Below are 22,140 nucleotides of genomic sequence, written 5' to 3'. Positions count from 1 at the left end.
ATAAAACGTAAAACGACCTAAGTCCTAAATATAATTGAACTCAAGTCGTTTACATTTTTATTCACTATAGTAGCATGAGACAAATTAATCTTAACTTTTAAACAAAAATATTTATTAGTTACTTATCCAAGATCCTGTAACTTTTACATCTACTGGAGTTGTAAGATCGTTACTAAATTGAACACGTGCAGCAGTCCCTTTATTAATTGAATTTGGAAGACCGCCTGACGGGAGGCACGGAGCGTTAGGGCAACAAGAACGCGGGCGCGTCTTACGCCACGCGAGGAACACCATTCGATCGAATGGTGTTTTTGTTTGATATCCATTTAGTAATTTCTAATCAATTCGAAATCGATTAACGTAACAGCTTACTTTAATACAATAATTATGGTATTATTTAATAAAATGTTCATTGTATTAAAGGGGGATATGTATGTATACGATTGACGAAGCATTTAAAATCTTATCGAAGAACAAGCTCACAAGCCACAAGGAGACGGTCCGCAACTGGGTACGAAAAGGAGTAATCCAGGCAGAACCGCTCGAGTCGCGTAAAAAAGGCTATCGGATCAGTGAGGAGGCGCTCGAACAGTTCATCAAAGAACGGATGCCGGAAGGATGGGAGCTGTATCGGCAGTCGGTGACAGGGGATGCACGGGATGTCGTCAAAAATGAAGAAGAGGCCCCGTATCACGTCAAAGTCGATGTAGAAGCGATTAAAGAGCGGGCCCGCGAGGAGATGTGGTACGAACTGCTCGGTAAATTCGTGTTCGAGGACTACTTTGTCCTGAAGAAATCAGAGGTCAAGGCGGCTGTTCAGCATATGCGGTATTCAAAAGAGTTCGAAGCCGAGGTGTGGGAACGTTGCTCGAAGCACACATGGGGATACGCGACACCGCGAGTCCCATACCTGCTTGACTACTTCATGTTCGAAGGGGAGCGTATTCCCTTCAACAAAGATTTCGTTGGAAGAGATGAACAAATCATCCACGCGTTGATTGAGAAAATTCGACTCGATAAAGTGAATCGAAAACGTTTATGAACATAAAAAGACATCCTTTATTTTTAAGGATGTCTTTTTATACCATCAAGTCATTAGTACATAATTCGAGTTTTACTGTACATCGTTTCAGTACCAAGGTAACCAGTATAGTCATAATATTTATAGTATAGAGCTACATTTTGACTATATTTATAAATTCCTTCAGTATACGCGTACATTCGTTTCTTCCAATATAATTTTGGTAGGGCATAAGATACAGCTGCGCTAGCAATAGTAGTAATCACACCTGTGATAGGTCCTCCTAATAGAGAAGCCATGATTCCAGCAACTGATGTAGAGGAAAGCCCGATAATATCGAAGCTTAAATTAACAGTTTTAATGTACTTGTACTTACTTCCAGATCCCGGATCAATTGCGACAGCATATGTACCTACATTTGAAGAAGAAGTTACATTAAAATTTGATGCGGTTTGAATGGGATTTAAGCTCTCAGGTGCATCTTCAAAAACTTCTACGCTTTCATAGGAAATATCATCAATGTTGTATGAAGATACTACTTTGTCAGTTTTCATGTCGACAACATACACGATGTTATTTTCTTTATATATTTTTTGTTTTTCACCTTTTGATTTTGAAATGAAATATCTTTCCCCATTTTTCTGAATTTCCTCTAAAGTACTGTTGTTAGGAAAGTAGTAAATTTTACTGTTAAGTGATTCTTCAGCAACAGCGTATTGAGTATTATTCTTATTTGACTTAGTGTTTGTAGCCGCTTCAGTTACGTTTGTCGTCACCATAGTGGTTAGCAACATTGAGGCCACTAAAGATGCAGTAATCTTTTTCATAAAAACACCCCTATTATTAATTTAAGAATATTCAGAAAATATACTTAAATTAATAATATACTTACAAAAAATATTGTTCAACCCTTTTTAGGAAAAAGATTGGAAATTATAATCATTAATAATGATAATCCATAAAAAGGGATTAGTATTGAATACATTTCTTCTCTAGACATATGTACGCCATTGATCATAAATATAGTTAGTCCAATTGTAGCCAGAATCGCTAAAAAGAATGCTATCCACTGAATTTTTTTTCTCATTTTGGTATCCTACTTTCTATTTTATATTTCGGAATTAGTGATTTAATGGTTTTAACGGCATTTAATTGCTAATTATTTATAATATTAAAACTAATGTGATTTATCTGTCAAATCACATCATTGTAATAAAGTGAATAGACGTATGAAATTAGTGAGAATTTCATACGTCAGAAATTTAAATTAATCGTTCAACATTTATAACAGCTGTTCTTGATAGTGACTTCTTTTCTTCTTCAAGTAATACATTATGCCAACTAGATTCAAGATTTTTGAGGATTGGTTTTTCAATCTTACTGTTCTTTTCTAAATCGTGTAATGGATGAACTGTTTTTTCAGGATCAAAGTGACCGCTAATCAATGACTGATTGGGTAGGACGACTGTATAGGCAATCAATGCGTTCTCACTAAAATCGTGATTGTTGGCGACACCGAACTGTTGAAACCCAAGACCTTTGTCATGAATATACATGAGCGGCTCATTCACACAATCCATCTTCAGATTTGTCTCGAGGGTCGCTTTTGCGTTCAGATAGGATTCCACTTCCTCAGGAAACACACTCTGTACGGCATGTACTCGCTCATAGAGTGTGAGGTCGGTGTCTTTCCATCCCATACGCTGATTTAGCTGCTCGATATATTCAAGTGGAGTCTGTTCCTTTTCTTGCTCCAACGCGCGTACCTTTTCTAAGTGTGACTCGATATGATCAAGGAAGGTCGCGGATGTCTGATGGACCTCCTGCAACAGTTGTTCCTTGTCGAGAAGTTCCTTGTCTTTCGTCCAACCAGCCAGATAAGAGAGCGAAAAGTCGTCCGTCGGGAACCCGAGTTGATGTGAGACGACGTAGGCGACCATCTCGGCCTGGAACTCCTTCTCGGGTGCCGTGAGCGGTTTGTTCCGTTCAAAGTTCCGCTCCTGGTTGTGGAGCTCTGCGTGGGCGAGTTCGTGGATTAGGACGTTGACGTCCTCAATCGATGTGTTCCGTGGATTTAAGGCGATTGCATGCAGCTCCGGATAGTAACAACCCTTCGCCGTCCCGATCTCGTCGAGCGGTTCTTCCAATAGCGTCACATTCCGGGCATCCGCGAGCGTCGTCAAGGCGTTGCGGATGTCTTGTTCGTTCTCGATCCCGCCGTCCCGGTGATACCGTTTGAAGATGTCGGAGACCTCTATTCCTTTTTCGCGCGCGTCGGTCTGCGTGTACTCGAACACGTGACCAATCTTGAAGTACATCATCTTGCGTGACGGGATGCGTCCTTGTTTCACGCCGTCTTTGATCGACTTCGGTGCCTTGCTGAGCGGTACCCATTCATCTTTGTGCAGGGCATAAGTCACCGGGTTCGGGACGAATACTTTGATGCCACGCTCGCCTTTTTGGACTTGTGCGCCTTGCTTTTCCCAGAATGCATAAGAGCCGACCGCGACCGCGCCGGGGAACTGGGACTCGATCAAGATTGTGTTTCGCATCGAGTACTGATGAAACTTGCCGAGAAACTGGAGATGTTCCCGAATTTTCTCCTGACTCTCGAAGTAGCTGTCGATCTGTTTTCCCATCTGTTCTGTCAAGGCCTCGAGATCGGCCTTCCGTTCTTCGTTCGTCTTCATCTTGGCCATCGTGTCAGACTCCTTCCTTCAACAAGTCGGTGACAGATTCATCACTATCCGCAAATTCGTTCAGTTCATGTTCAAGTTGTGGCGACGTTTCCGAAATGTCGAGTAACAGTTGCGTCCGTTCGAAATTGACGGGAAGCAAGACGATCTCGTCTTTTGCAATGGCGGTTAAAAGCTGATGCTCAGATATTGATATCGGGATGTCGTACCGTTTTCCATAGATGAGGACCGTGACGGTTTTCGGTTGAAGCGTCAACAGTTGTCCCATCGTAAAGGGACGGTCAAGTGGTCGCATAAGGTTCATCCTCTCTCAAAAGTTAGTGTGTCCTTCTTCTGTTTTTGATGCTCGATGCGCTCCTGGACGACACGTTCCGCCGTCGCGAGGAACGTCGGCTTGAATTGGTCCGTCGTCATGATGTCCTCGATGCCCTCGGTCTGCATCAGCGCCTGCAGGAGCTCTGTCAGGATCTGCCCTTGGCGGTCAGAGCGGTTCGCGGCGAGACGGATCCGCTCGAGTTCTATCGACACTTGTTTATTCATTAACTCCTCTATACGATGAGAGACCTGCGTGCTGATCGAGCGGGTGAGGAACTGCATGTCCCACTTCTCGTCGGCCAGTTGTCTATGTTCTTCTGCGATATGGTCGATGACCTGACCGAGGTGGCCGAAGCGTTTGTCGTCGGCGAACTCTTCCAAATACGCGACCGTCTCCGGCTTCAACCGGAGGCGGATCTGTCTCAAATCTTCCATCGTCCTCCCTCACTTTCCGTATTCAATGTCCCGTTCCAGTTGTTCGAAAGCCCGTTGATTCTTCAAATGTTCGAACTCGTCATTCATATGCCGCTCGATCCGGTAGAGTGATTCGTTGAATATCTTTTGTTGGTTGAACGCGCGTCGGATTGGATGTTTGGGGGCTTCTTTCTTCTCCAATATCGCCTGTTCTTTTGACAAGTCGCGCATCTCGGAGAGGATGGCATTCCCCATCCGAGTGTAGAGGTCCTGACGCTTCGTCGTCCGGTATCGCTCGGCCTTCTCCGTGTCGCCGTAGCTGCGACGATGGAACGACACTTCCTGCTCGAGCTTCTCGTTGAACGCTAGAAACTCTGATTTGAAGTGGATGTCGATATAGTGATCGGTCAGACGGTCGAGTGATTCCCGGAGCGGCCGCATGCCGTTCATGTTATAGCGCCACTGTCGTTTGTCTTCCGGCAACCGCTCATAGATGTCCTTGAATTGACGGACGAGCACGGGATGCAAGACACGGTTCGGGAGCGTTTGGATCTTCCGGTTCCGTTTATGGGCGATCAGTTCGTCTCTTATGAACGCGTTCAGTTTCTCCTGTTCTTTCGTCCGGTCGGCGAGGGAATGGATGACCTTCGACTTCATCAGCTCGATCGATTTCGGTTTACGTTTGCCGCGCTCACGCATGTGGCTCGTCTCAACGATGGCGACATGAATATGGATATTGTCGGTGTTGTAATGCACGGCACCGGTCCAGTAGGCATGGACCATCTTCTCTTTTTGGAGCATCGCCTCGACCGCGTTCCGTGTCGCCTGCATCAATCGTTTCTCGTCGACGAGGTCATTGTGGAGCATACCGGTCTCGCGTAGCCAAGTGTTATCGAACGAGATCACGTCCTGCCAGAGAATGCTCCCGTTCGCTTGCGCGTGCTTGAAGATGTTGCGGACAACGCGACGCTTTTCGTCGTTCAATCGGTCCTCCTCGCGTGTGAACAGACCACTCGATTTTATCTCGTCTTCCATATAGTCGTGATACGTCTCGAACTGTTCCCGGCTGTCTTTCGCGTCCGGCCGGTTGATGTAGTCGAGGTATGTTGTGTACCGACGCGACTTCTTTTTTGTGCCCGGAACCTTAAATTTCGACTTAATGACGACGCCCGGCGTCTCACGCATCCTGCATCACCTCGTTCAACAACCGGGTCACTTCGGCGAGCTCGTCCGCGCTCCGTTTCAGATGGAGCGTGTTCGCCTCGAGTTGGCGCTCGAGCCGCTCGACCTGCGTCGATTGGATACCGTTCGCACACCAGGAGGCGAGCAGTTCTTTCAAATATTGTTGCCGGGAGCGGTTGAGTTCTTTCGCCCATTCATCGATTTGCTTCACGATGACGGGATCGATGTCGCGGAGTAACAGATCCATTTGCCTGACCACCTTTCTAGAGGATACATATTGCCAACGTTCGAAAAGTTCATCCAAAGAGCATAAGGGGAAACTGCTATCACTTGTCGTGATAGCCCAGGCAGAGCCTGGGGTTTCCGTGATATCACCAAAAGTCTGAAAATGGCACGAAATGTGCCAGTAAAACCAGCGATTTGGCACGAAATGTGCCACTTAAATCGACAGTTCTCGGAGCCGGACGCGCAATTTGTCGTGCTTTTCTTCGAGCGCTTCCACCGACTGTTCGAGCTTTTCGAGCTCCAAGTTAAGCTCATCACGCTTCCGGCCGAGGTCGAAAATCTCGTTTTCCTGTTCGACCTGTTCGTCGAGCGAGAGATAGGTAAGTTCGTCTTCCAGCTCTTTTTTGTCACGGTCGAGTCGCTTAATTTGTTGTCGCTGCGCCTTGGCCGACTGCTGTGCTGTTTCCAAATGTCGTTCGGTCTCCGCGAGCTCATCCTCGACGAATAGTCTCGTGAAAGTTGTCTCGTCAGATGAATCGTGGCTCGCCTGGTCAATGGTCTGACGGTCGGCATAGAGTGACGTCAAAAGACTGCTTTCCCGTTCCTCAGGTGTGAGTGTGTCGATTGACTGTGACTCGTCCACCCCATAGATTCGGACGGCGAGTTGGTCGAAGTCGCTCGGCACGTCCTTCAATTCGAGCACGTATTGGTCGTTCCGTTCGTACAGCAACGTGACTTCCTTCTCCTCGTTAGGACGCGCCTTATAGACGTAGCGGAAGAGATGATCGTTCGTGTTACCTGGTGATTCATCGAGCGAGAGTCGGATGCGCATGGTCTTCCTTTCAGTATCGTAACTAGACGCGTGGAGCGTCACTGTCTCCCCGTTCGAGAGTCGGATTGCCTCGTTGATCGGTGTCTCATTGACCGGTGATTCTTCAGCAAAGAAAAACGACGAGGTGCCGAAGAAGAGGAAGCCGATGACAAAGAATACGCCGAGTCCGAGATAGAACCGGGAGACGTTCTGGGTGAGGCGTCGTCTAGTTTGCCGCCGCATTTAAATTCCTCCTTTCGGTGTCAAGTCTTCCATCTCGGTGACGACGAAACGTCCGTCGATGGACTCGAACGTCAGGGCCAACAGTTCTTGCGTCGTCTCTTCATAACCCGTCTCGGTGATCAACAGGTCTTGTTTGAACCGCACGAGACAATGTCCTTCGGAAGCGGAAAGGAACACCTCGATGTCGCGGACGGTCGTCTCGAACGTGCCGACATCGCTTCCGTCAGCGGCGAAGAGTATGGCCGCGAGTTCCTCCGACATGACGTCCTTCGCCTGTCGTTTCTGGGTCGTGTAACTGTCCTTCGTGATGGTGAAGGCGTACTCGACGAAGCGCGTCGCGCGTGTCGTCAGCTCCTCCATTCGTTCCGTCTCCATCGAAGCGACGACTGGCTCAGTGTCCGACGGTGTATCTTCGGAGGTTTCCGATTCAGAGTGAGTGACGCTCTCATTTTCCGTCTGATGCGTGTCTGAAGTACTCGTGACAGCCGTCACTTGTTGATAGAAAAAGACGTTCGCCGCGAGCGAAATGAGAAGCAGTACCCCGAACAGAGAAGCGAAATGTTTAGTGGTAAACACCATTTGATATGCTCCTTTCACTCATTTATTTATGACATAGCAAAAATGAATTTTGACTTACGTTAAACCAAACAAAAAGGGGTCCTCATTTTTTGAGAATCCCTTACGTTTGTTGAAATTTTCAATTTGGATAATCCTTGTTCTTAATTGGTACATGTAAATCAACTCTAGATTTTCCCTCTGGATCTTCAGCAGGATTGTTCAAATTAAACTCTAAGTTATGTCTATCTTCGTCCATTAAATATTTGCTTTCTGGTAACCACTTTTCAAAAATAAATTCATAAGTTTCTTTCATTTTTTCCGGTCTGTCATAGAAATGGTGAACAATGTATTGGCCGCCTACTAACGTTCTAAATTGTATTTCATCGTGTCCCGACTTATCAAAGTTCTCAGGAATTGTTACACAAGCATCATGCCTACATTCATGAGCTTTGACGAAATCCGGATTGTCTAATGAAACACCAATAAATTGACTTGTAGGAGGGTAGAGATCATATTGCATTGCCCACTGCATTAATTTTCCCCAATGTTCTTGGGGTTCAAAATAGCTACCATTACGTCTAATAAACGCAATCTCAGTTTCCGGTAACTGCCTTAATACGATGTCCATTTTATAACCTCCAATAAAGTTGGCATATATATATTCTCGAATGACATTCTATTCTTTGAAGTGATGTTCCTTCTTTTATTATTACAATCCGAGGACCGGGACGGGGTCGATATGACCGGACCATTCACTCGTCTTGATCTCGAAATGCAGATGGTTCCCGCTCGATCGGCCGGTCGTGCCGCAGTACCCGAGGGTCTGCCCGGCCTCGATCTGTTGTCCGGTCTGGACGCCGAGACGACTCAGGTGCGCATACGCTGTGATGTAATTGTCGTGCCGGACCTGGACGAGATTGCCGTACGGTCCGCGGTTCCCGCTATAGATGACGGTGCCGCTCTTGACCGCGTGGATCGTGTCGGACGGAGTACAACTGAAGTCGATGCCGGTGTGGTTGTCCCGTTGTCCGAAGACGACGCGCCATCCGAAACGCGATGTCACGTTGAGCGGGATGGCGAGCGGGGAACGTAACCCCGACAACAGTTCTTTCGTGATGACCCCGTCGGCGACGGCGATTGGCGCAAGGTATTTCAACACCGCGTCGACGTATTCGATGTCTCCGTAACAGGCACCGTGCTGGACCGCGCTCGGGCGATGACAGCGGTAGATGCCGGTGTGTTTCACGCGCTGGTACATCATCCGGGAGAACGAGATGGCGAGCTCTTTCGAGTACCGTCCTCCGTTCTCCTGGACATAATCGATAAAGCCGCCGCCGAAGTTGTAGCTCTGTAATGTGAGCTGCACGTCACGGTTCGCCCGTTCGAAGACGGAGGCGAAATGTTCGACGCCGTACACGATGCTCTCCTCGGGGGAGGTGATGCACCCGATCCGTCCACACTTCGATTCGCTCGCCTGCATCGGGTCGTTCCCGCGTCCGCCGCTCTCCTGCATCATGAGCGCGAGTACGAGATTCGTCTGTTCGGCCAGTCCGTGCTTCGACAGTTCCGATTCGACCAAGCCCCGATATTGGAGCACCTGGTCGCTTACCTGTAGACCTCCTGCGGTATTGAACGTGACGTCGGTCGGTTGTTCGTTCTGGACACCTGTGAGCGTGTCGAGGATTCCGACAACGAGGATGACCAGGAACAACACGAGTGCCGCGATGCCGAGCAGGATGAGCCGCCACTTGAGCGTCGCGAGCTGCCATTTCGCTGTGACGGCGAAGCGGGCCGTCCGTTTCGCGGCCGTCCACATCAGGCACCTCCACCGAACAGAGCGAGCTCCTCGGGCGCGACATCGACGTCAAAGATGAGGTTCTGCACGCCGGAGATGCTGAGGACGACGCGGCCCGTCTCGAGCGAGGGAATGATGCGCATCTCGGAATTCGAGAGTTGGCCATCAAACACCGTCTGGATGATCGGGATGCTCTCCGCGTCCTGTTCGCCGATGATCTTGTATTGCGTAAGCTGGAAGAGCGACTTGACGTTCTCCGCGTTCTCGGACTTCGATCCGGCCGGCACGAAGTCGGTGATCAGATGCGACACGAAGAAGATGCCGCCGAAATACTTGCGCGCCTCGCGCATGCAACGTTGTAGATACAGGATGGCCGGCTGTGCGATGTCACGCGTGTTGATCAAGTGGTGCGCCTCATCGATGACGATGAGGTACTTGCATGCTTCTTCGGTCCGGAGAACGCCCTGGTTGTAGGCCTTCAGTTGACTCGAGCCGTTGGCAATCATCCCGTCCCACAGCATGTTCATCAAGGAGAACACCTGCGCCTGGAACACTTCGTCCCGTAGGCTCGTCAGGTTCCGGAGCGGGAACGAGACGATGAACTCCTCGTCGAACCGGTCAATCGAGGAGTGCCCGTCGAAGATGTTGCCGTAGTTATGGACGAGGTTCGTGACGGCGAGCTCGATGTTCTCGAGACGTCGGACCCGGTTCGGGCTGATCGCTTCCTTGATTGAGGTGCGCGTGTCGTCCGTGTAGAGCTCACGACGCACGAGATGCAAGAAGTCGGAGAACGTCGGGTACCGCTTCGCCGGATGCGTCGTGATTGGCAGTTCGCCCTGTTCGTTCCAGAGCCCGTGCCGAACGTACAAGTCCCGGAGCAGGATCTCGAACTCGTTCGTCTCTTCCTGTGTCGCCGCCGGGTTGATGTAGTGATAGAACACGGCCATCTTCGACAGATGCTGCATGAACGAGAGTGCCTCGTTGGCGCTGCCGTCATTATTCGTCACCGTCTTATAGACATGGAGCGGGTTGATGAGCCCGGCCGACCCGTCGAGCGCGATCGCTTTCCCACCGAGCTGACGCACGAGGTCGGAGAATTCGCCCGTGACGTCGAGGATGCGGATCTTGTTGCCCTTGATCGCCTGATCGAGCACGGTCTTCTTGAGGAGTGTCGATTTCCCGGATCCCATCTTGCCGATCATGAGCGCGTTGTAGAACTTGCGTTGCTTGTCCTTGTGGAACAGGTCAAAGATGACGCTACCGTTCGTGTCAGTCGTCCCGTAATACGTGCCGGTCGCGTCCTGGAGCGACGTGAAGTGGAACGGATAGCCGCCGGCGATGGAGAGGGACGGGATCTCTTTCCCACGGCGCCGGTTCGGGAGCTTTTGTTGTTGATCATAGCTCGTGAACAGGCTCTGCCATTCCCATTCCTGTTCGTTCAGAAAAATCGTCGAGCGGAAGTTCCGGGCCTCGAGCTCTTCCATCACTTCCTGCACCTTCACCTCGAGCGCGTCGAGCGTCTTCGCCTTCACATAGAGGCGCAGATGCAGATATTTCATCGTCTCGCCCTGGGTGATTTGTTCATAGAGCTCGTTCAGCTCCTTATATGTCTCTCGAGCGTCGATGCGGTCGATGTTGTCCTTCGCATTCTCGAAGCGTGTGTTCTGTTCGGCCATCGACTTGTTGATGGTCTGGATGATCTCGCGCTTGTCGGCCGTCCCGATGTCGAGCGTCGTCAGAACGCCCGGCATGTTCAGGATCGGTTCGAGCCAGTAGTCATAGACGAGCGACTGATATTTGTAGACATGGAGGCAAGACAGATAGCCGTCCCCGAGCCGGACGAAGTTGGCGTCGAACTTAATGCCGCCCTGTGGCTGGATCTTGGCGATGACGTCGGGATTGTAACCTTTCTCGATCTTGACGGTCTCCGGGTCCGATTGTTTGGATAACTTGTCACGCAGGCGCTGCCACATGCGCGTCACTCCTTTCTTCAGGCGTCGAGTTGCGGTTTCGTGTTCGGGTTGTTCAGCTGATAGAGCACATGGACCTTCTGGTCGAGCGTCAGCTCGCGCATCGGGTTCGAGCGGCGGAGCAGTTTATAGAGGTGCGTCTTCCGCTCACGTAGCGTCCGCTCATCGTCGGCATAAAAAAAGAGGAGATAATCGCGATTGGTGCGATGCTCCTCGAGGTATTCGAGCTCCTGTTTCTTTTTGAGTAAAAAGGGCAGGTAGGCCGGCGTCTGATTTTGTCGAATCTGTCGTTCGATGCTGAGCTTCTGCCGCTCGAGACTGAGCGGCGTGTTCAGTGGCACGACCTTGAGCGGGTACGTGTACGCCTGCATGAGATAGGCGAGCGAGAACACGTCATGGTCTTTTTCCTCCTCGTTCAACGAATAGATATCTTTCGAGGTGAGCTGGACCATGTCGAGATAGGTCCCGTCGCGCATCTCGAACACCTCGGTCCCGGTGACGTCGACGACCGGCATCAGTTCGGCGACCGTCGGTTTGACGACGACCTTGTCTTTGACCTTCCGTTTCTCGACCACGTCCTGTTCGTCGAGCCAGGTCCCCGTACGTCTCGGTTCTTGTAGCGACTCCTCGATAAAAGCCATCTCAATCACGTCCTTTCGTCTGCGCGTCGAGTGCGAGATAGGTGTCTTTTCGTTTGATGAGCGCGTAGTAGAGTGCGTGGACCATCCGCTTCTGCGGGTTAGTCGTCGGCCGCAGTACCATGAACAGGCCGAATACGACGAGGAAGACCGTGAACGGGATGTGCAGCACCGACGGGATGAACGGGAGCGTCACGAGCCGCAGCACGATGAGCCCGACGAGGAACAGGAAATCGTGCAGATAGAGCATCTTGTTGATCTTCAGTTCGGTCGTGACCTCATTTGGTATTCGATAGTTGCGCATGGATTATCACTCCTTCTTCTCAATATGGTCAGGACGCGGTGGCGAGGTCGGGTAGATTCGTCGCGTCTCTTCATGGTTCTGCGTGTGACGGTGCGTCTGATTCTCGCGCACCTGTTCAATGACCTCAGTCTCAACATCAATCAAGGTGTCCTGATGGATAGTTCGTCTGGCGCGTCCTTGACGTTTCTCTGATACCGTGTCATTTGAATCCGGTGCAGATGACGAAGACGAAGATGAGCCGTTTAAACGTGGTACGTCATGGTGTGTCGGTGACGTCGGGGCTTCTCCGGCTACCGATTCGCTTTGACGATTGTCAGGTCCGGATGCGGTATCGATAGAACGAGTGACCGGTTCGATAGGTGACGAACTAGGGCTTGGAGAATGACCAGAGCTTGAATGATCGTGAATCGATTCCGGTCTTGGTGTCTCCGATGACGTGGTTGGATGGTCGGGCCCACGTTCGGTATTTGATTCAGGGTTTGTCGCATGAATCGATTCGGGAGACGTGCTTCCCGACGCTTCCTTCAAATTTGGAGAGCCTGGCGCTTCCGGTTCTGATTTTTTAGCACTGATTGGTTGCGCAACGTCCTTCGGATTTGTCGGTTTCTCTTTGTCGGTCTGCGTGCGACTCGCAGTTTGGTTCTCCTGTGCGACATTATCTGGATCAATGTATCTTTCGGCGTCCATCCGTTGTGAAGCTTGTGTTGCCACATTAAGCGGTGAACCATTCTGAGGTACGGTGTTTGAATCCATCCGCGTCGTCGCGGCCTCATGGAGTGAGGGCATCTTTGGTGCGCCTTGTGCGGCACGCGCGACCTTTGAGACCGCGTGGGCACCGGCCGAGGTCACACCTTTCCCGGCGGCATAGGCGCCGAGCGCGACACCCCATCCTCGTTTGAGCCCGGCATCAATCCCGAACAGTCGCTCGACCATGTTCGGTCCGTCAATCAACGCGACCGAGAAGGCGATAAGAGCAATCAGGTAGGCGAACCCGTCCAACGTCTCCGCGAGATAGGCAGTCCCGATCGTGTACAACTTGATGGAGACGAAGATCAGGATGATCACGAGAAACGTGTTCAAAATGCTCTGGATGACCTTCTTCGTCTTTTGACCACTGTGCAGGTCGGCGGGTGCGACGAGAATCGCCAAAACATAGTTAAAGGCGAGCTCGAACGAGAGGCGCGCCAGTTTATAAGCGATCGAGAACAGCGTGAAGCCCATGATTCCGAGTGTCACGAAGATGGTCAACCAGTTCGGCTGATAGCGGTAGTAATATTGGTTGTTCCATTCGACGCCACCTTGGTCGAGTTTCGAGGTTCCCATCGTTTCACCATTCCAGGTTAGTTTGGACTGAGAGATTTGTTCGCCAGTACTTCCCAAGCGAAATTCATTACTATTGAATACCTCGTTGATATCGATATTTCGTAAATGACTTTGAGGCAGAGAGTTCAAAGCCTCACCTTCCAAACCGGAAAAATCGTTTCGGTCATATTCAATCAAATCATGAATGTTTTCTCGTAAAATCTGATTTGATATCGATTCACTTGAAGAGTTTTCGCCAGAGTTTTGAGTTGTGAAATCAATCGCGGTATCACTGAATTCACTTACTTGCGTCATCGTTGGAGATAATAGTCCGAGAATGAGCAACGTGATAAACAGATTGATTAAAAATCCTTCTCGATCAAATTTCTTTTGAAAGATGATGAGGTAACCCGTGAATAGGAAGCTAGCAGCTAAAAGAACGTACAAAAAAGGTTGAATCGTAGAAACGAATTCAACCACTTGAGAGTTATTAAAAAATGCTTTCGTTAGTAATATGCTGTCAGTCACTTTTTCAAGTCCATCAATTAATACTGCTAAGCCACGTATTAAAATCCAACCCATTGAGCGGAGGGCATCCAGTACCAATGTACTGAGACTAAGGATATCAGTGAACTCTTGTAGCTTGTTTACGACTTCGTTATCACCCATAGAATCCCTCCATTCAGAGGCTATTTAATGAAAGTAGTGACTTGCTCCTTTAATTCATCTTCTGTAAGGGCAGATACATTTAATTCACGACTGATTTCACCGTCAGTCATCTCGTACAATCTGCCACCTTTAAGTTCAGGATGTTCTTCGGTAGAACGTTCTTCAAGATCTTCCCCATTAGGCTGAAACGGATTGAATAAGAGAACGTCTTTCTTTTTTTCCGTGGCGACTTCTCGCACAGTATCAACGTAAGCCCCTTCATTACCTTGACTATCGCTGTCTACAAGAACGTATGCACTTTCTTGCTCAGTTTTAATATCTGCAATTTCTTCAACAGAAGTCGTAGAAAGATAATTCGAACTTTCGGCACCACATGATGCTAAAAGTAACGAACTTCCGAGTAGGACACCAATCAAGATTTTCCTCATAACGTTTACCCCTCCGTCAGACGATTTTCCCCTTCAGTAGATCCGCGATTTTCAGGTTGACGCGGAAGTCGAACTTATCTATTAGTGTAACAGTTTTTGGGGTGTCTGAGGTGTCGTCCTGATAGACGGTCAGAAAGCCGTCCGTCGTCTGGATATTGAGCACGTCGCCCCGTTCGAGGCGGACGCGTTGCGTCTCGATGATCCTCGCGACGACACGCAATTCGTTCTGAATTCGCTTCTCTCTCGCACTCTCGGCCATGGGTTCGGCCTCCTCTCTACGGTGTGCCTTGCTTCAGTTTTTCGAGTCGTTTCACAATCATTGTGCTCAAAAAGCTCTTCTGGCTGTCGGTGACGTCATAAACTCCTAGGTTCAGGTTCGTCTCGAACTCGGGGAGGGACATCCCGCCAATGTCATGCCCTTCGAACATCGAGCGGAGGATGCTGTCCTGAAGCACGTCCCGCACCGTCAGTATTGTTTCCTCCTGATTTGATGGCGTATTTGTCTCTGTCTCGTCTTCTTTCTGAGCGAAACGGACACGGATCTGTTCGAAGTCGAGACTGGCGTGACGGCAGGGGATGTCGATGTCATGCAGGGAACGGTCCGTGTCGAAATCGTCCGCCAGGTATTCGTAGCGGTACTTCATCGCCGTCTTGCCGCTCAGGAAGATTGGATATGATTGGATGCGTCGCTTCTTCGTGTCCTGACGCTTGATGACACGGATGATGAGCATCTCGCCCTCCTTTAATCCCATGACCTCGGTCGCTGTCATGAGCCGACGACCGTCGACGTTCTCCGTCTTCGATTTTTTGAGCGAGAACGTCTGACCGGACCGCGATTTCGTGACGATGGTCGCTTCACCGAGCTTCTTCGAGATGAGTTCGGCGGTCGACTCGTCTGCAGTCAACAGATAGTGTGTGTTCCCGCAGTTACCGTCGATGGTCTTCCAATCCTCACCGTATAGGTTCTCAAGCTGAGAGTAGGCCTGGATGACAAGGTTGAAGCGCATGTTCCGGCCGAGACAGACCGTGATGATGTTGGCCATGCCTTCGATCGGCGGCATGTTGCCGAACTCATCGAGTAAGAAGACGACTTGGCGCTCGCATTTGCCTTGTTTCGTCTGCGAGGCAACCCGAGCGAGCGCCGTGTATACCTGCTTGATGTAGAGCGACGCGATGACATTGAATGTCGGGTCATAGTCCGGGACAATCAGGAACACCGCCACGGGACGCATCTGGTGCATCACCTCACGGATCTGGATGGCACCGTCGATGGCGTAGTGGAACCTCCCACTCTCCTCGTCATGCGCTTCCAGTTGGATCGTCGGAGTGCTTGAGTCGGTCGAGATTTGAACAGCGTCTCCAATTTCGAGTGGTGACGTATGGTACACGATGAAGCTGCCGTCGTCGTCCGTCGTGAGCGCATGGGTCGTCCCATCGGGGAACTTGAACGTAAGACGTGTCAAAGGCTTGCTCCGTCCGCTGATCCAACGGTTGAATCCGATGCGTCGCATGTCGAGGGAGTTCATCGATGTCAGCTTCCCGGTCCCGTTCAACGTAAAGATCCCGAGTTTTGCGTTTGTATTGGCTAAAATACTCGCCCGTGTCTGACCACCCGAGAAGTGGAGCGTCGCGAACTGGAGCCGGGCCGGATGGTTCTCCGGGAACCGCTGAAAGAACTCGTCGAGTGCCGAAATCTCCTGCCCTTGTCGGGTGACCACCGTCCGTGACCCTAAGTCTGAGAGCATGAGGGCGACGTTGTACATGTTGATCTTCTCCGGCATATCTTTCGCCTCCTCACAGAGCCCGAGGATGAGCGCCGTGCACAGGTCGATCGACGAGTTGGCCCAGAACGGGTCTCGCGCCTTCGGGTCATGGTACAACATGAACGCGACCGAGCGTGCATACTGTTGGGCGAGTGAATAGTTCTCCTCGAGGAATGCGTCAATCGTCAGTTGCAACAGGTTGTACGACATTGATTGGAGCGGGTTCATCAGGTTCAACACCTCGACCTGATAGCCGCGTTGCTCGAGCGTCTCCTTCGAGGCGGCAAAGAGCTCACCTTTCGGGTCATTGATGATCAGGCTCGCCTGCTCACTCGCCCGGCTGTACAGGTCGATTGTCGAGAAGACGAACGTCTCACCCTTCCCGGATCGGGTCGTCCCGATGACAAGGTTGTTGACGGGCGAATCATCGATGAACAGCTCGTTCTTGACCCGTCCGACGGGGACACCGCCTAATCCGTCATACCGTTTCTTCCGGTCGGGGACGCGGCGGTACTGTTGCTTCAGTTCATCGAACGAGGTGAAACGGGCGCTCCCTTTCTGATTCTTCCGCAAATCCCGGAAGTTCAGCCATACCTTGCCGAACACGACCAGCCCGATGAACAGACTGAACGCCATCAGTCCGATCAAGACGGTCGAAGAGGGAAGACTCACCTCCACGAACAAGGAGGGTGAGAGTGTCGGAATCGTCGCCCCGGCCAAAAGCCCTTCTTTTAGAATTGGGGTCATGATTTGTCGAATGATGTTGTAGACCCCGTTCAGCAGATAAAAAATCCCGACAGGCAACACCAACAGGCAGAACAGGGCGGGGAAGATCAGACGTATCGGGAATCGTGGTAATCGAGACGGAGTTCTCAATTATTTCACCTACCTTAATTTGAATAAAGAATCGTTTCTAGGTTGCCTTCTTCAGCAGCGATAGCGGTTTGAATCTTCTCACGGGCCGAAGTGTCCTTGCTAGAGGTTTTCTTCAGTTTCTCGTTCAGTTTGTCGATTGCGGCCATGCTGTCTTGATAGTTGTCCACTTTTTCTTGTACGGTAGTGTCGTTCGTCTTAGACGCCCATCCCTTTGCGGACTCGATGTCGCCGAGATAGAGATAGGCGGTCACTTTTGCCGAGATGCGAGGAGCGGTCCATTCCACGTCATCCGTCTTGGCCACGGTCTCATGGTCCCGTTCCAGTGCGGCGATATCGAACACGCCCTCATCGGTGGGATGTGACGCTTGGAAGTCCTGGAGCCGTTCCAATTTCTCCTGATCGGATAGGTCGAGCCCAGCCAGCTTCGTCTCGATCAGGATGGGGTCATCCGTGAGCTCGAGCGCTTTGTGGTCTGCGCCTTCTGCCAAATAGAGGTCAACCAATAGAGCACTTTCTTCTTCCGACCTCTCTTTCCGCTCTAGCAGTTGGATGAGCGAGGATTCCTCACCTTGGAGCGCCTGTTCGTAGGCGTCTAACCATGCCTCTTCTCCACCGGTCACCTGTTCGGCGTGCGCCTCTTTATCAATGAACCATTGCGTGGCAGTGAACAACGATGTGAATAGAACCCCGGCCGTGGCAACCCCGTAGATGAGGCGGCGCTGCAAGCGGGTCAGCCGTGACTGATAGGTCGACGACACAATCGGGTTCGATTTGGTGGACGGGTGCTTATAGTCTTCCGGTGTCTCGGACTCGATCTCGTCGAGGAGCCACATCTTCTTCGCATTATCCTCTTTCTTCGTCCGGATCCGTTGTACCCGGTCATTCACTTGATGATACAGGTTCGGATAGGTGCCTCCAGTCCCGAACGTGAACGTGCCTCGATAGAGCAACTCGTCTTTCTGGTCGAAGAGCCGGAAGTCACCGGAACAGGTCGTCCCTTCCTCGCTACGTGCCTGGTGCAGATCATGGGTCGCGACGACCGCCTCGGCGAAAGTGAGCCTTTCATAGTTCTGGATCCGTGTATCCGGTACGTCGGTGAATCGTACAAACAGCATCTCGTTCCTCCTCTCGTTTCAAGCAACAAAAAAAGCCTTCCGATTGGAACGCTGCGTGCGTGTGCATTAGAATTTGATGTTCTGGTCGACCATCTCGGCGAGCGTGAACGCGCCCATGACGATGATCAGGCCGACTGCGCCACCGACGAGCCAACCGACGGCCTTCGAGCGACCTCGATCCCCGCCGAAGATGAAGTAGAAGCCCCCGATCGCGAAGGCGATGGCCGCGGCGATGACGGCGAGCCCCTGGAAGAACTGAAGCAAGCTGAGCCCTGTCTCATTGAGTCCCATGTCGTTCCCTCCTTAGTCCTGGTGCGCCGGCGACTTGAAGCTAAGCTTCGCCTCGAGCGCCTCCATGATGAGTTCCTGGTTGTCCTGGATAACCTGTTGATGTTGTTCGTCGAGCCACTCCTCATAGTCCTTCCCACGGATGCGTAAGAGTTTCTCGGCGAAGCTACGGTTCTGTTTCTGTTCTTTTGATGCCACAGTACACACTTCCTTCCCTTGATCTCTTGATGTGCAGCAGCACATCATTAAGGACAGTCGGATTCGGTGCGATGGGTTTCTAGCCGTTCCCCCACGAACTCCGCTCCTCGTTTTGATAAGGAGCTGTACAGGGTTTTTCGATGACCCGAAACGATGCGGTGACCTTGTGGCGAGTTTTAGGCGACTCTCGCCGAACCATCTGTGCGTAGATCCCGCCCACCCGGTCACTGGTGAGGGACACGCGGGTATGTGATTGGAGGAGACCATCCTTAAGGATGTGCTGCTGCGTCGATGTCGGTTACTGTCGGACTCTTTTCCGCTTCTTGACATGGATGAGCTCGTCATCCGGATTCTTTCGTTTAGCGAGCACATGGGCGTCACAGACGACCGTACGGATCCGATAGTAGAGCTGCGTCAACTGGACCGCCTCGCCGCTTCCTTTCTCGATGCCGATGAAACCGTGCAGTTCATAGGTTTTTCCGTCGAACGTGCGGACCGAGTCGGCCTGTGGCAACTCCTTCAGGTCGAACCGGCGTCGCTCGAGCTTGGTGACGGAACGCTTCGCCCCGTATCCGAAGTCGATGGCGTCCCACGGGACCGTTGCGAGCGTGTGTCCGAACGCGCGGGCCAGGTGATCAATATCGGCAATCGACGGCACCGACCGGTTCTGTTCATATTGACTGATGGCGGGCTGCGATATCTCCCCTAATGTCTTCTCTGATAGTTCGACCTGTGACCAGCCCGAGAGCCGGCGGTTCTCCTTCAACCACTCCCCGAATCGATACATAAGCCTTCCCCTTTCTATAAACCAGAGCGGCGACCAAACAGATGTTTCCTTTTGTTGGTTCCAATATAGCAGGATTAAGCTAAAAAGAACATCAGTTTTCTGATATGTCAGAAATTTTACAATTGACGGTTCTTGTCGAATCCGCTCTGTACAAGGGATGAAGAGCAACAGTAACTCAATATTTTTTGTTTTGTCGCACAACTGTAAAAAATAACCCATTTTAGATAGAAAATAATGACAAGTGTTTTGATTTCAAGAGATTATGGTAAGGTACAGGAATAGAGGCGTTGGTAAAGAATAAGGATGAGGAGAGAACTTGGATCGTGGGGTGAGCAAGTGGAGTTGAACGAGGTAATCATCGAGCGGATGAAGGAACTCGCAGCCGAACATAACATGACCATCCATCAAGTGATTCAAAAAGGTGGATTGAATCAAGCTACGATTTCAGAGCTAATGAGCGGACGAACAAAACATCCGAAGGTAAGTACGATTCAAAAGTTTTGCGTTGGATTGAATATTTCATTAAATGACTTTTTTAACGATAAAAAGTTTGATAGTTAATGTATTAAACACTAGTTTCTAAACACATGAACATCCTTTTATATAACCGAATGTTAATCGTAAAACATTCGGTTATATATCCTAATTAGGGGACATTTTTAATGTTTATCGTCCTGATGTTTTTTTAAAGTTTTTCCCGCTTTACTTTTTTGTTTCTTCGAAGACGTTTTACTACCTAATGTCTTCCCCGCCTTTCCTACCTTTCCACCGGAATGTTTTGTCATTTACCCACCTCCTTTCTATATTTTGTTGTATAGACAATAAGACTAAGATGTTTTTTAAGATGCGTTAGGACTTAATAATTCCTTCTTTGTGAAGTACATCTACAAAATTTGTTAACTCTCTATTCAATTCATCAATGAACGATTTCAAATGTGTGTTTAATCCTTCTTTACGTATTTCTATAGGAATGAGGGTGAAATCAAACCATGCTTGAGGATTCACTTTATTCTTCCCTAATAGCTCAAACAAATCCCAATCCTCAAATATAATTCGTTCAAGCTCATATAAACTTATAAATTTGAAATTCGAGCACAGATGGTTGTATTGATCTATATCCAAATCCAGTTCTTGTGCGACTTTTTTATATATTTCTTCTCTACGAATAAAACTATCTTCTAACATAATCACTATTCCAAATGTATCACTTAACTCAAAGGTTTTTCGTTCGTCAAAGGGATGATATTCTTTGCCAAACTTCATGGTAGCATTCCCGTATAACTGAATCATGTTTTCACTTAATCGTAAAATGGTTCTTTCAATGTCACCTTCATTGAGATTACGTAATCCTCTTTGAGGCACTATTGATTTACATTCAATTAGTAGTGCTAAGTCCTGTTTCCTTAACATCAAATCGACGGTTCTTCTTTGATTTCTTTTAAAGTTATATGGGTATTCTTCGATACACTCTTCAAAGAAACTACCTAGACTTACTATGTGTGTTAAATATGACTCGAGAACGTACTTACCAAACTTTGATCTCAGATCATTATTCCCTGCTGTAAGCCTTGTCAAAAGGGAGGTTGTAACTGCTTCTGTCAACGTATGAGGTAAAGGGAAGTATCTTTTTTCTTGATGGAGAATAAATGGATAGGTATAAAGATAGTTATAACTAGTAACGTAATGTTCAGGTTTATTTATAAGTTTTCTCTGTAAATCTATAAACTCTTGTCTGTTGAGCTCTAAAAATTTAATTACTTGTGAGAATTCTTTATAAATTAAATTGTGAAAGTCTTCATTCAATATTGATTGCAACGAATTACCTTCGGGATAAAATAGATTGACTATATTACTTAACTGAAGAAAATCTTCATAATTCTGATTGAATTTCCCAAAGAATTCAGTCTTCATATCCACAAAATCATTTGAGAAATTAAAAAAATAGGAGTATCTATAATATTTCATATATTTATTTTCTTGAAGAATAAATTGAGTTAAGCCTACAACTATTAGAAAGTCCCTTAAAAAATTTGAGGAAGAGTAGCTTTTGGGTTTTTCCCCATGTTGAGATACTCTAATGCTTGTCATGATTTCTGAAAATCGCTTTTTGCCATACGTGTTTAAAAAGTTCTGATTGTTATACTCGTTAATAGTGAAAATTGAGAAAAGTGCATACGTATTTAATTCCCACGGTAACCACTTGCCTCTTAAAAGGTTGGCTTCAATTAGACCGCTTGGAGACATAATTTTATTTGAGTAACGCTGAGCTTCCTCCATTTTTGCTTCAAAGGAAAATCTTTTCAAGACTAAAGGAATTCGTTCATATTCCAAAATAATCACCTCTGTACAATTATACAATAGACTTTTAAAAACAGATTATGCTCTCTCACTATATTCTATGCGGTGAGCTGCATTAAGTTAATGAGAGTTCTTAGACATAGAATGAAACGAAGCCTGTACAGATTATTCGCGTCAGCGACCGTAAAGATGATAGCTTGACCGGGTAGGCGAGGTAAAAAGTAAAAACGCTTAAGTTTAACGT

At 49.0% G+C, this 22,140-nt stretch carries 25 protein-coding genes; 2 read left to right on the top strand and 23 right to left on the bottom strand.

Annotated features, from left to right (window positions below):
- Window positions 1-433 precede the first annotated feature (433 nt).
- Window positions 434-1,042 (top strand): helix-turn-helix domain-containing protein, encoded by a 609-nt coding sequence (locus tag KNO96_RS13115; protein ID WP_214704180.1) that lies wholly within the window; start codon window positions 434-436, stop codon window positions 1,040-1,042.
- Between the two features lie 53 nt (window positions 1,043-1,095).
- Here the strand turns inward: KNO96_RS13115 and KNO96_RS13110 are convergent, their stop codons facing one another.
- The 21 genes from KNO96_RS13110 to KNO96_RS13010 form a co-directional block, all read right to left on the bottom strand.
- Window positions 1,096-1,848 (bottom strand): hypothetical protein, encoded by a 753-nt coding sequence (locus tag KNO96_RS13110; RefSeq protein WP_214704181.1) that lies wholly within the window; start codon window positions 1,846-1,848, stop codon window positions 1,096-1,098.
- A 435-nt stretch (window positions 1,849-2,283) separates the two neighbouring features.
- Entirely contained in the window at window positions 2,284-3,720 is a 1,437-nt protein-coding gene (locus KNO96_RS13105) for an ImmA/IrrE family metallo-endopeptidase (RefSeq protein ID WP_214704182.1), read from the bottom strand.
- 4 nt (window positions 3,721-3,724) lie between these two features.
- Window positions 3,725-4,012, bottom strand: a complete 288-nt coding sequence (locus KNO96_RS13100) for a hypothetical protein (RefSeq protein WP_214704183.1) — start codon at window positions 4,010-4,012, stop codon at window positions 3,725-3,727.
- A gap of 5 nt (window positions 4,013-4,017) precedes the next feature.
- The gene (locus tag KNO96_RS13095; protein ID WP_214704185.1) at window positions 4,018-4,467 is read right to left on the bottom strand and encodes a hypothetical protein; all 450 of its coding nucleotides are present in this window, start codon (window positions 4,465-4,467) and stop codon (window positions 4,018-4,020) included.
- Window positions 4,468-4,476: 9 nt separating this feature from the next.
- Window positions 4,477-5,631, bottom strand: coding sequence for a MobP2 family relaxase (gene mobP2 / locus KNO96_RS13090; protein ID WP_214704187.1), 1,155 nt, complete (start codon window positions 5,629-5,631; stop codon window positions 4,477-4,479).
- Window positions 5,624-5,875, bottom strand: a complete 252-nt coding sequence (locus tag KNO96_RS13085) for a hypothetical protein (RefSeq protein ID WP_214704189.1) — start codon at window positions 5,873-5,875, stop codon at window positions 5,624-5,626. The genes mobP2 and KNO96_RS13085 overlap by 8 nt, the downstream gene beginning before the upstream one ends.
- 192 nt (window positions 5,876-6,067) lie before the next feature.
- Entirely contained in the window at window positions 6,068-6,907 is an 840-nt protein-coding gene (locus KNO96_RS13080) for a hypothetical protein (RefSeq protein ID WP_214704190.1), read from the bottom strand.
- Complete coding sequence (locus tag KNO96_RS13075) at window positions 6,908-7,486, bottom strand: hypothetical protein (RefSeq protein ID WP_214704191.1); 579 nt, start codon at window positions 7,484-7,486, stop codon at window positions 6,908-6,910. It abuts the gene before it with no gap.
- A gap of 118 nt (window positions 7,487-7,604) precedes the next feature.
- Window positions 7,605-8,093, bottom strand: coding sequence for an AraC family transcriptional regulator (locus KNO96_RS13070; RefSeq protein WP_214704192.1), 489 nt, complete (start codon window positions 8,091-8,093; stop codon window positions 7,605-7,607).
- Between the two features lie 81 nt (window positions 8,094-8,174).
- Window positions 8,175-9,281, bottom strand: coding sequence for a lysozyme family protein (locus tag KNO96_RS13065; RefSeq protein WP_214704193.1), 1,107 nt, complete (start codon window positions 9,279-9,281; stop codon window positions 8,175-8,177).
- On the bottom strand, window positions 9,281-11,233 hold the full coding sequence (locus KNO96_RS13060; RefSeq protein WP_214704194.1) for a VirB4 family type IV secretion system protein: 1,953 nt from the start codon (window positions 11,231-11,233) through the stop codon (window positions 9,281-9,283). The genes KNO96_RS13065 and KNO96_RS13060 overlap by 1 nt, the downstream gene beginning before the upstream one ends.
- A 17-nt stretch (window positions 11,234-11,250) precedes the next feature.
- Window positions 11,251-11,871 carry a hypothetical protein gene (locus tag KNO96_RS13055; protein WP_214704195.1) on the bottom strand — a complete coding sequence of 207 codons (621 nt, stop codon included), beginning with the start codon at window positions 11,869-11,871 and terminating at the stop codon, window positions 11,251-11,253.
- Window position 11,872: 1 nt separating this feature from the next.
- Window positions 11,873-12,172 (bottom strand): DUF5592 family protein, encoded by a 300-nt coding sequence (locus KNO96_RS13050; protein WP_214704196.1) that lies wholly within the window; start codon window positions 12,170-12,172, stop codon window positions 11,873-11,875.
- A gap of 6 nt (window positions 12,173-12,178) precedes the next feature.
- Window positions 12,179-14,143, bottom strand: coding sequence for a pLS20_p028 family conjugation system transmembrane protein (locus KNO96_RS13045; protein ID WP_214704198.1), 1,965 nt, complete (start codon window positions 14,141-14,143; stop codon window positions 12,179-12,181).
- A 20-nt stretch (window positions 14,144-14,163) separates the two neighbouring features.
- Window positions 14,164-14,571, bottom strand: a complete 408-nt coding sequence (locus tag KNO96_RS13040) for a hypothetical protein (RefSeq protein WP_214704200.1) — start codon at window positions 14,569-14,571, stop codon at window positions 14,164-14,166.
- 16 nt (window positions 14,572-14,587) lie between these two features.
- Entirely contained in the window at window positions 14,588-14,830 is a 243-nt protein-coding gene (locus KNO96_RS13035) for a hypothetical protein (protein WP_024127790.1), read from the bottom strand.
- A gap of 16 nt (window positions 14,831-14,846) precedes the next feature.
- A complete protein-coding gene (locus KNO96_RS13030) occupies window positions 14,847-17,210 on the bottom strand; it encodes a VirD4-like conjugal transfer protein, CD1115 family (protein ID WP_214704202.1) in 2,364 nt (787 codons plus the stop codon).
- 14 nt (window positions 17,211-17,224) lie between these two features.
- The gene (locus tag KNO96_RS13025; RefSeq protein WP_214704203.1) at window positions 17,225-18,325 is read right to left on the bottom strand and encodes a hypothetical protein; all 1,101 of its coding nucleotides are present in this window, start codon (window positions 18,323-18,325) and stop codon (window positions 17,225-17,227) included.
- A gap of 66 nt (window positions 18,326-18,391) precedes the next feature.
- A complete protein-coding gene (locus tag KNO96_RS13020; RefSeq protein ID WP_012390467.1) occupies window positions 18,392-18,616 on the bottom strand; it encodes a hypothetical protein in 225 nt (74 codons plus the stop codon).
- Between the two features lie 12 nt (window positions 18,617-18,628).
- On the bottom strand, window positions 18,629-18,811 hold the full coding sequence (locus KNO96_RS13015; protein ID WP_051627825.1) for a hypothetical protein: 183 nt from the start codon (window positions 18,809-18,811) through the stop codon (window positions 18,629-18,631).
- A gap of 298 nt (window positions 18,812-19,109) precedes the next feature.
- Window positions 19,110-19,799 carry a helix-turn-helix domain-containing protein gene (locus KNO96_RS13010; protein WP_214704204.1) on the bottom strand — a complete coding sequence of 230 codons (690 nt, stop codon included), beginning with the start codon at window positions 19,797-19,799 and terminating at the stop codon, window positions 19,110-19,112.
- A gap of 102 nt (window positions 19,800-19,901) precedes the next feature.
- Between KNO96_RS13010 and KNO96_RS13005 the strand changes: the two genes are divergently transcribed.
- Window positions 19,902-20,159: a helix-turn-helix domain-containing protein gene (locus KNO96_RS13005; RefSeq protein ID WP_081828348.1), complete on the top strand. Its 258-nt coding sequence runs from the start codon at window positions 19,902-19,904 to the stop codon at window positions 20,157-20,159.
- A gap of 98 nt (window positions 20,160-20,257) precedes the next feature.
- Here the strand turns inward: KNO96_RS13005 and KNO96_RS14450 are convergent, their stop codons facing one another.
- Together KNO96_RS14450 and KNO96_RS13000 are read right to left on the bottom strand one after the other, a co-directional pair.
- A complete protein-coding gene (locus tag KNO96_RS14450) occupies window positions 20,258-20,383 on the bottom strand; it encodes a hypothetical protein (protein ID WP_255418328.1) in 126 nt (41 codons plus the stop codon).
- Window positions 20,384-20,447: 64 nt separating this feature from the next.
- Window positions 20,448-21,929: a hypothetical protein gene (locus KNO96_RS13000; protein WP_214704207.1), complete on the bottom strand. Its 1,482-nt coding sequence runs from the start codon at window positions 21,927-21,929 to the stop codon at window positions 20,448-20,450.
- Window positions 21,930-22,140: the final 211 nt, after the last annotated feature.

Origin of the sequence: Exiguobacterium sp. s89 (assembly GCF_018617735.1) — a bacterium.
Lineage (GTDB): Bacteria > Bacillota > Bacilli > Exiguobacteriales > Exiguobacteriaceae > Exiguobacterium > Exiguobacterium marinum.
The sequence above is the reverse complement of the archived record's forward strand: the minus strand, read 5'-3'. Positions and strand labels throughout refer to the sequence as shown.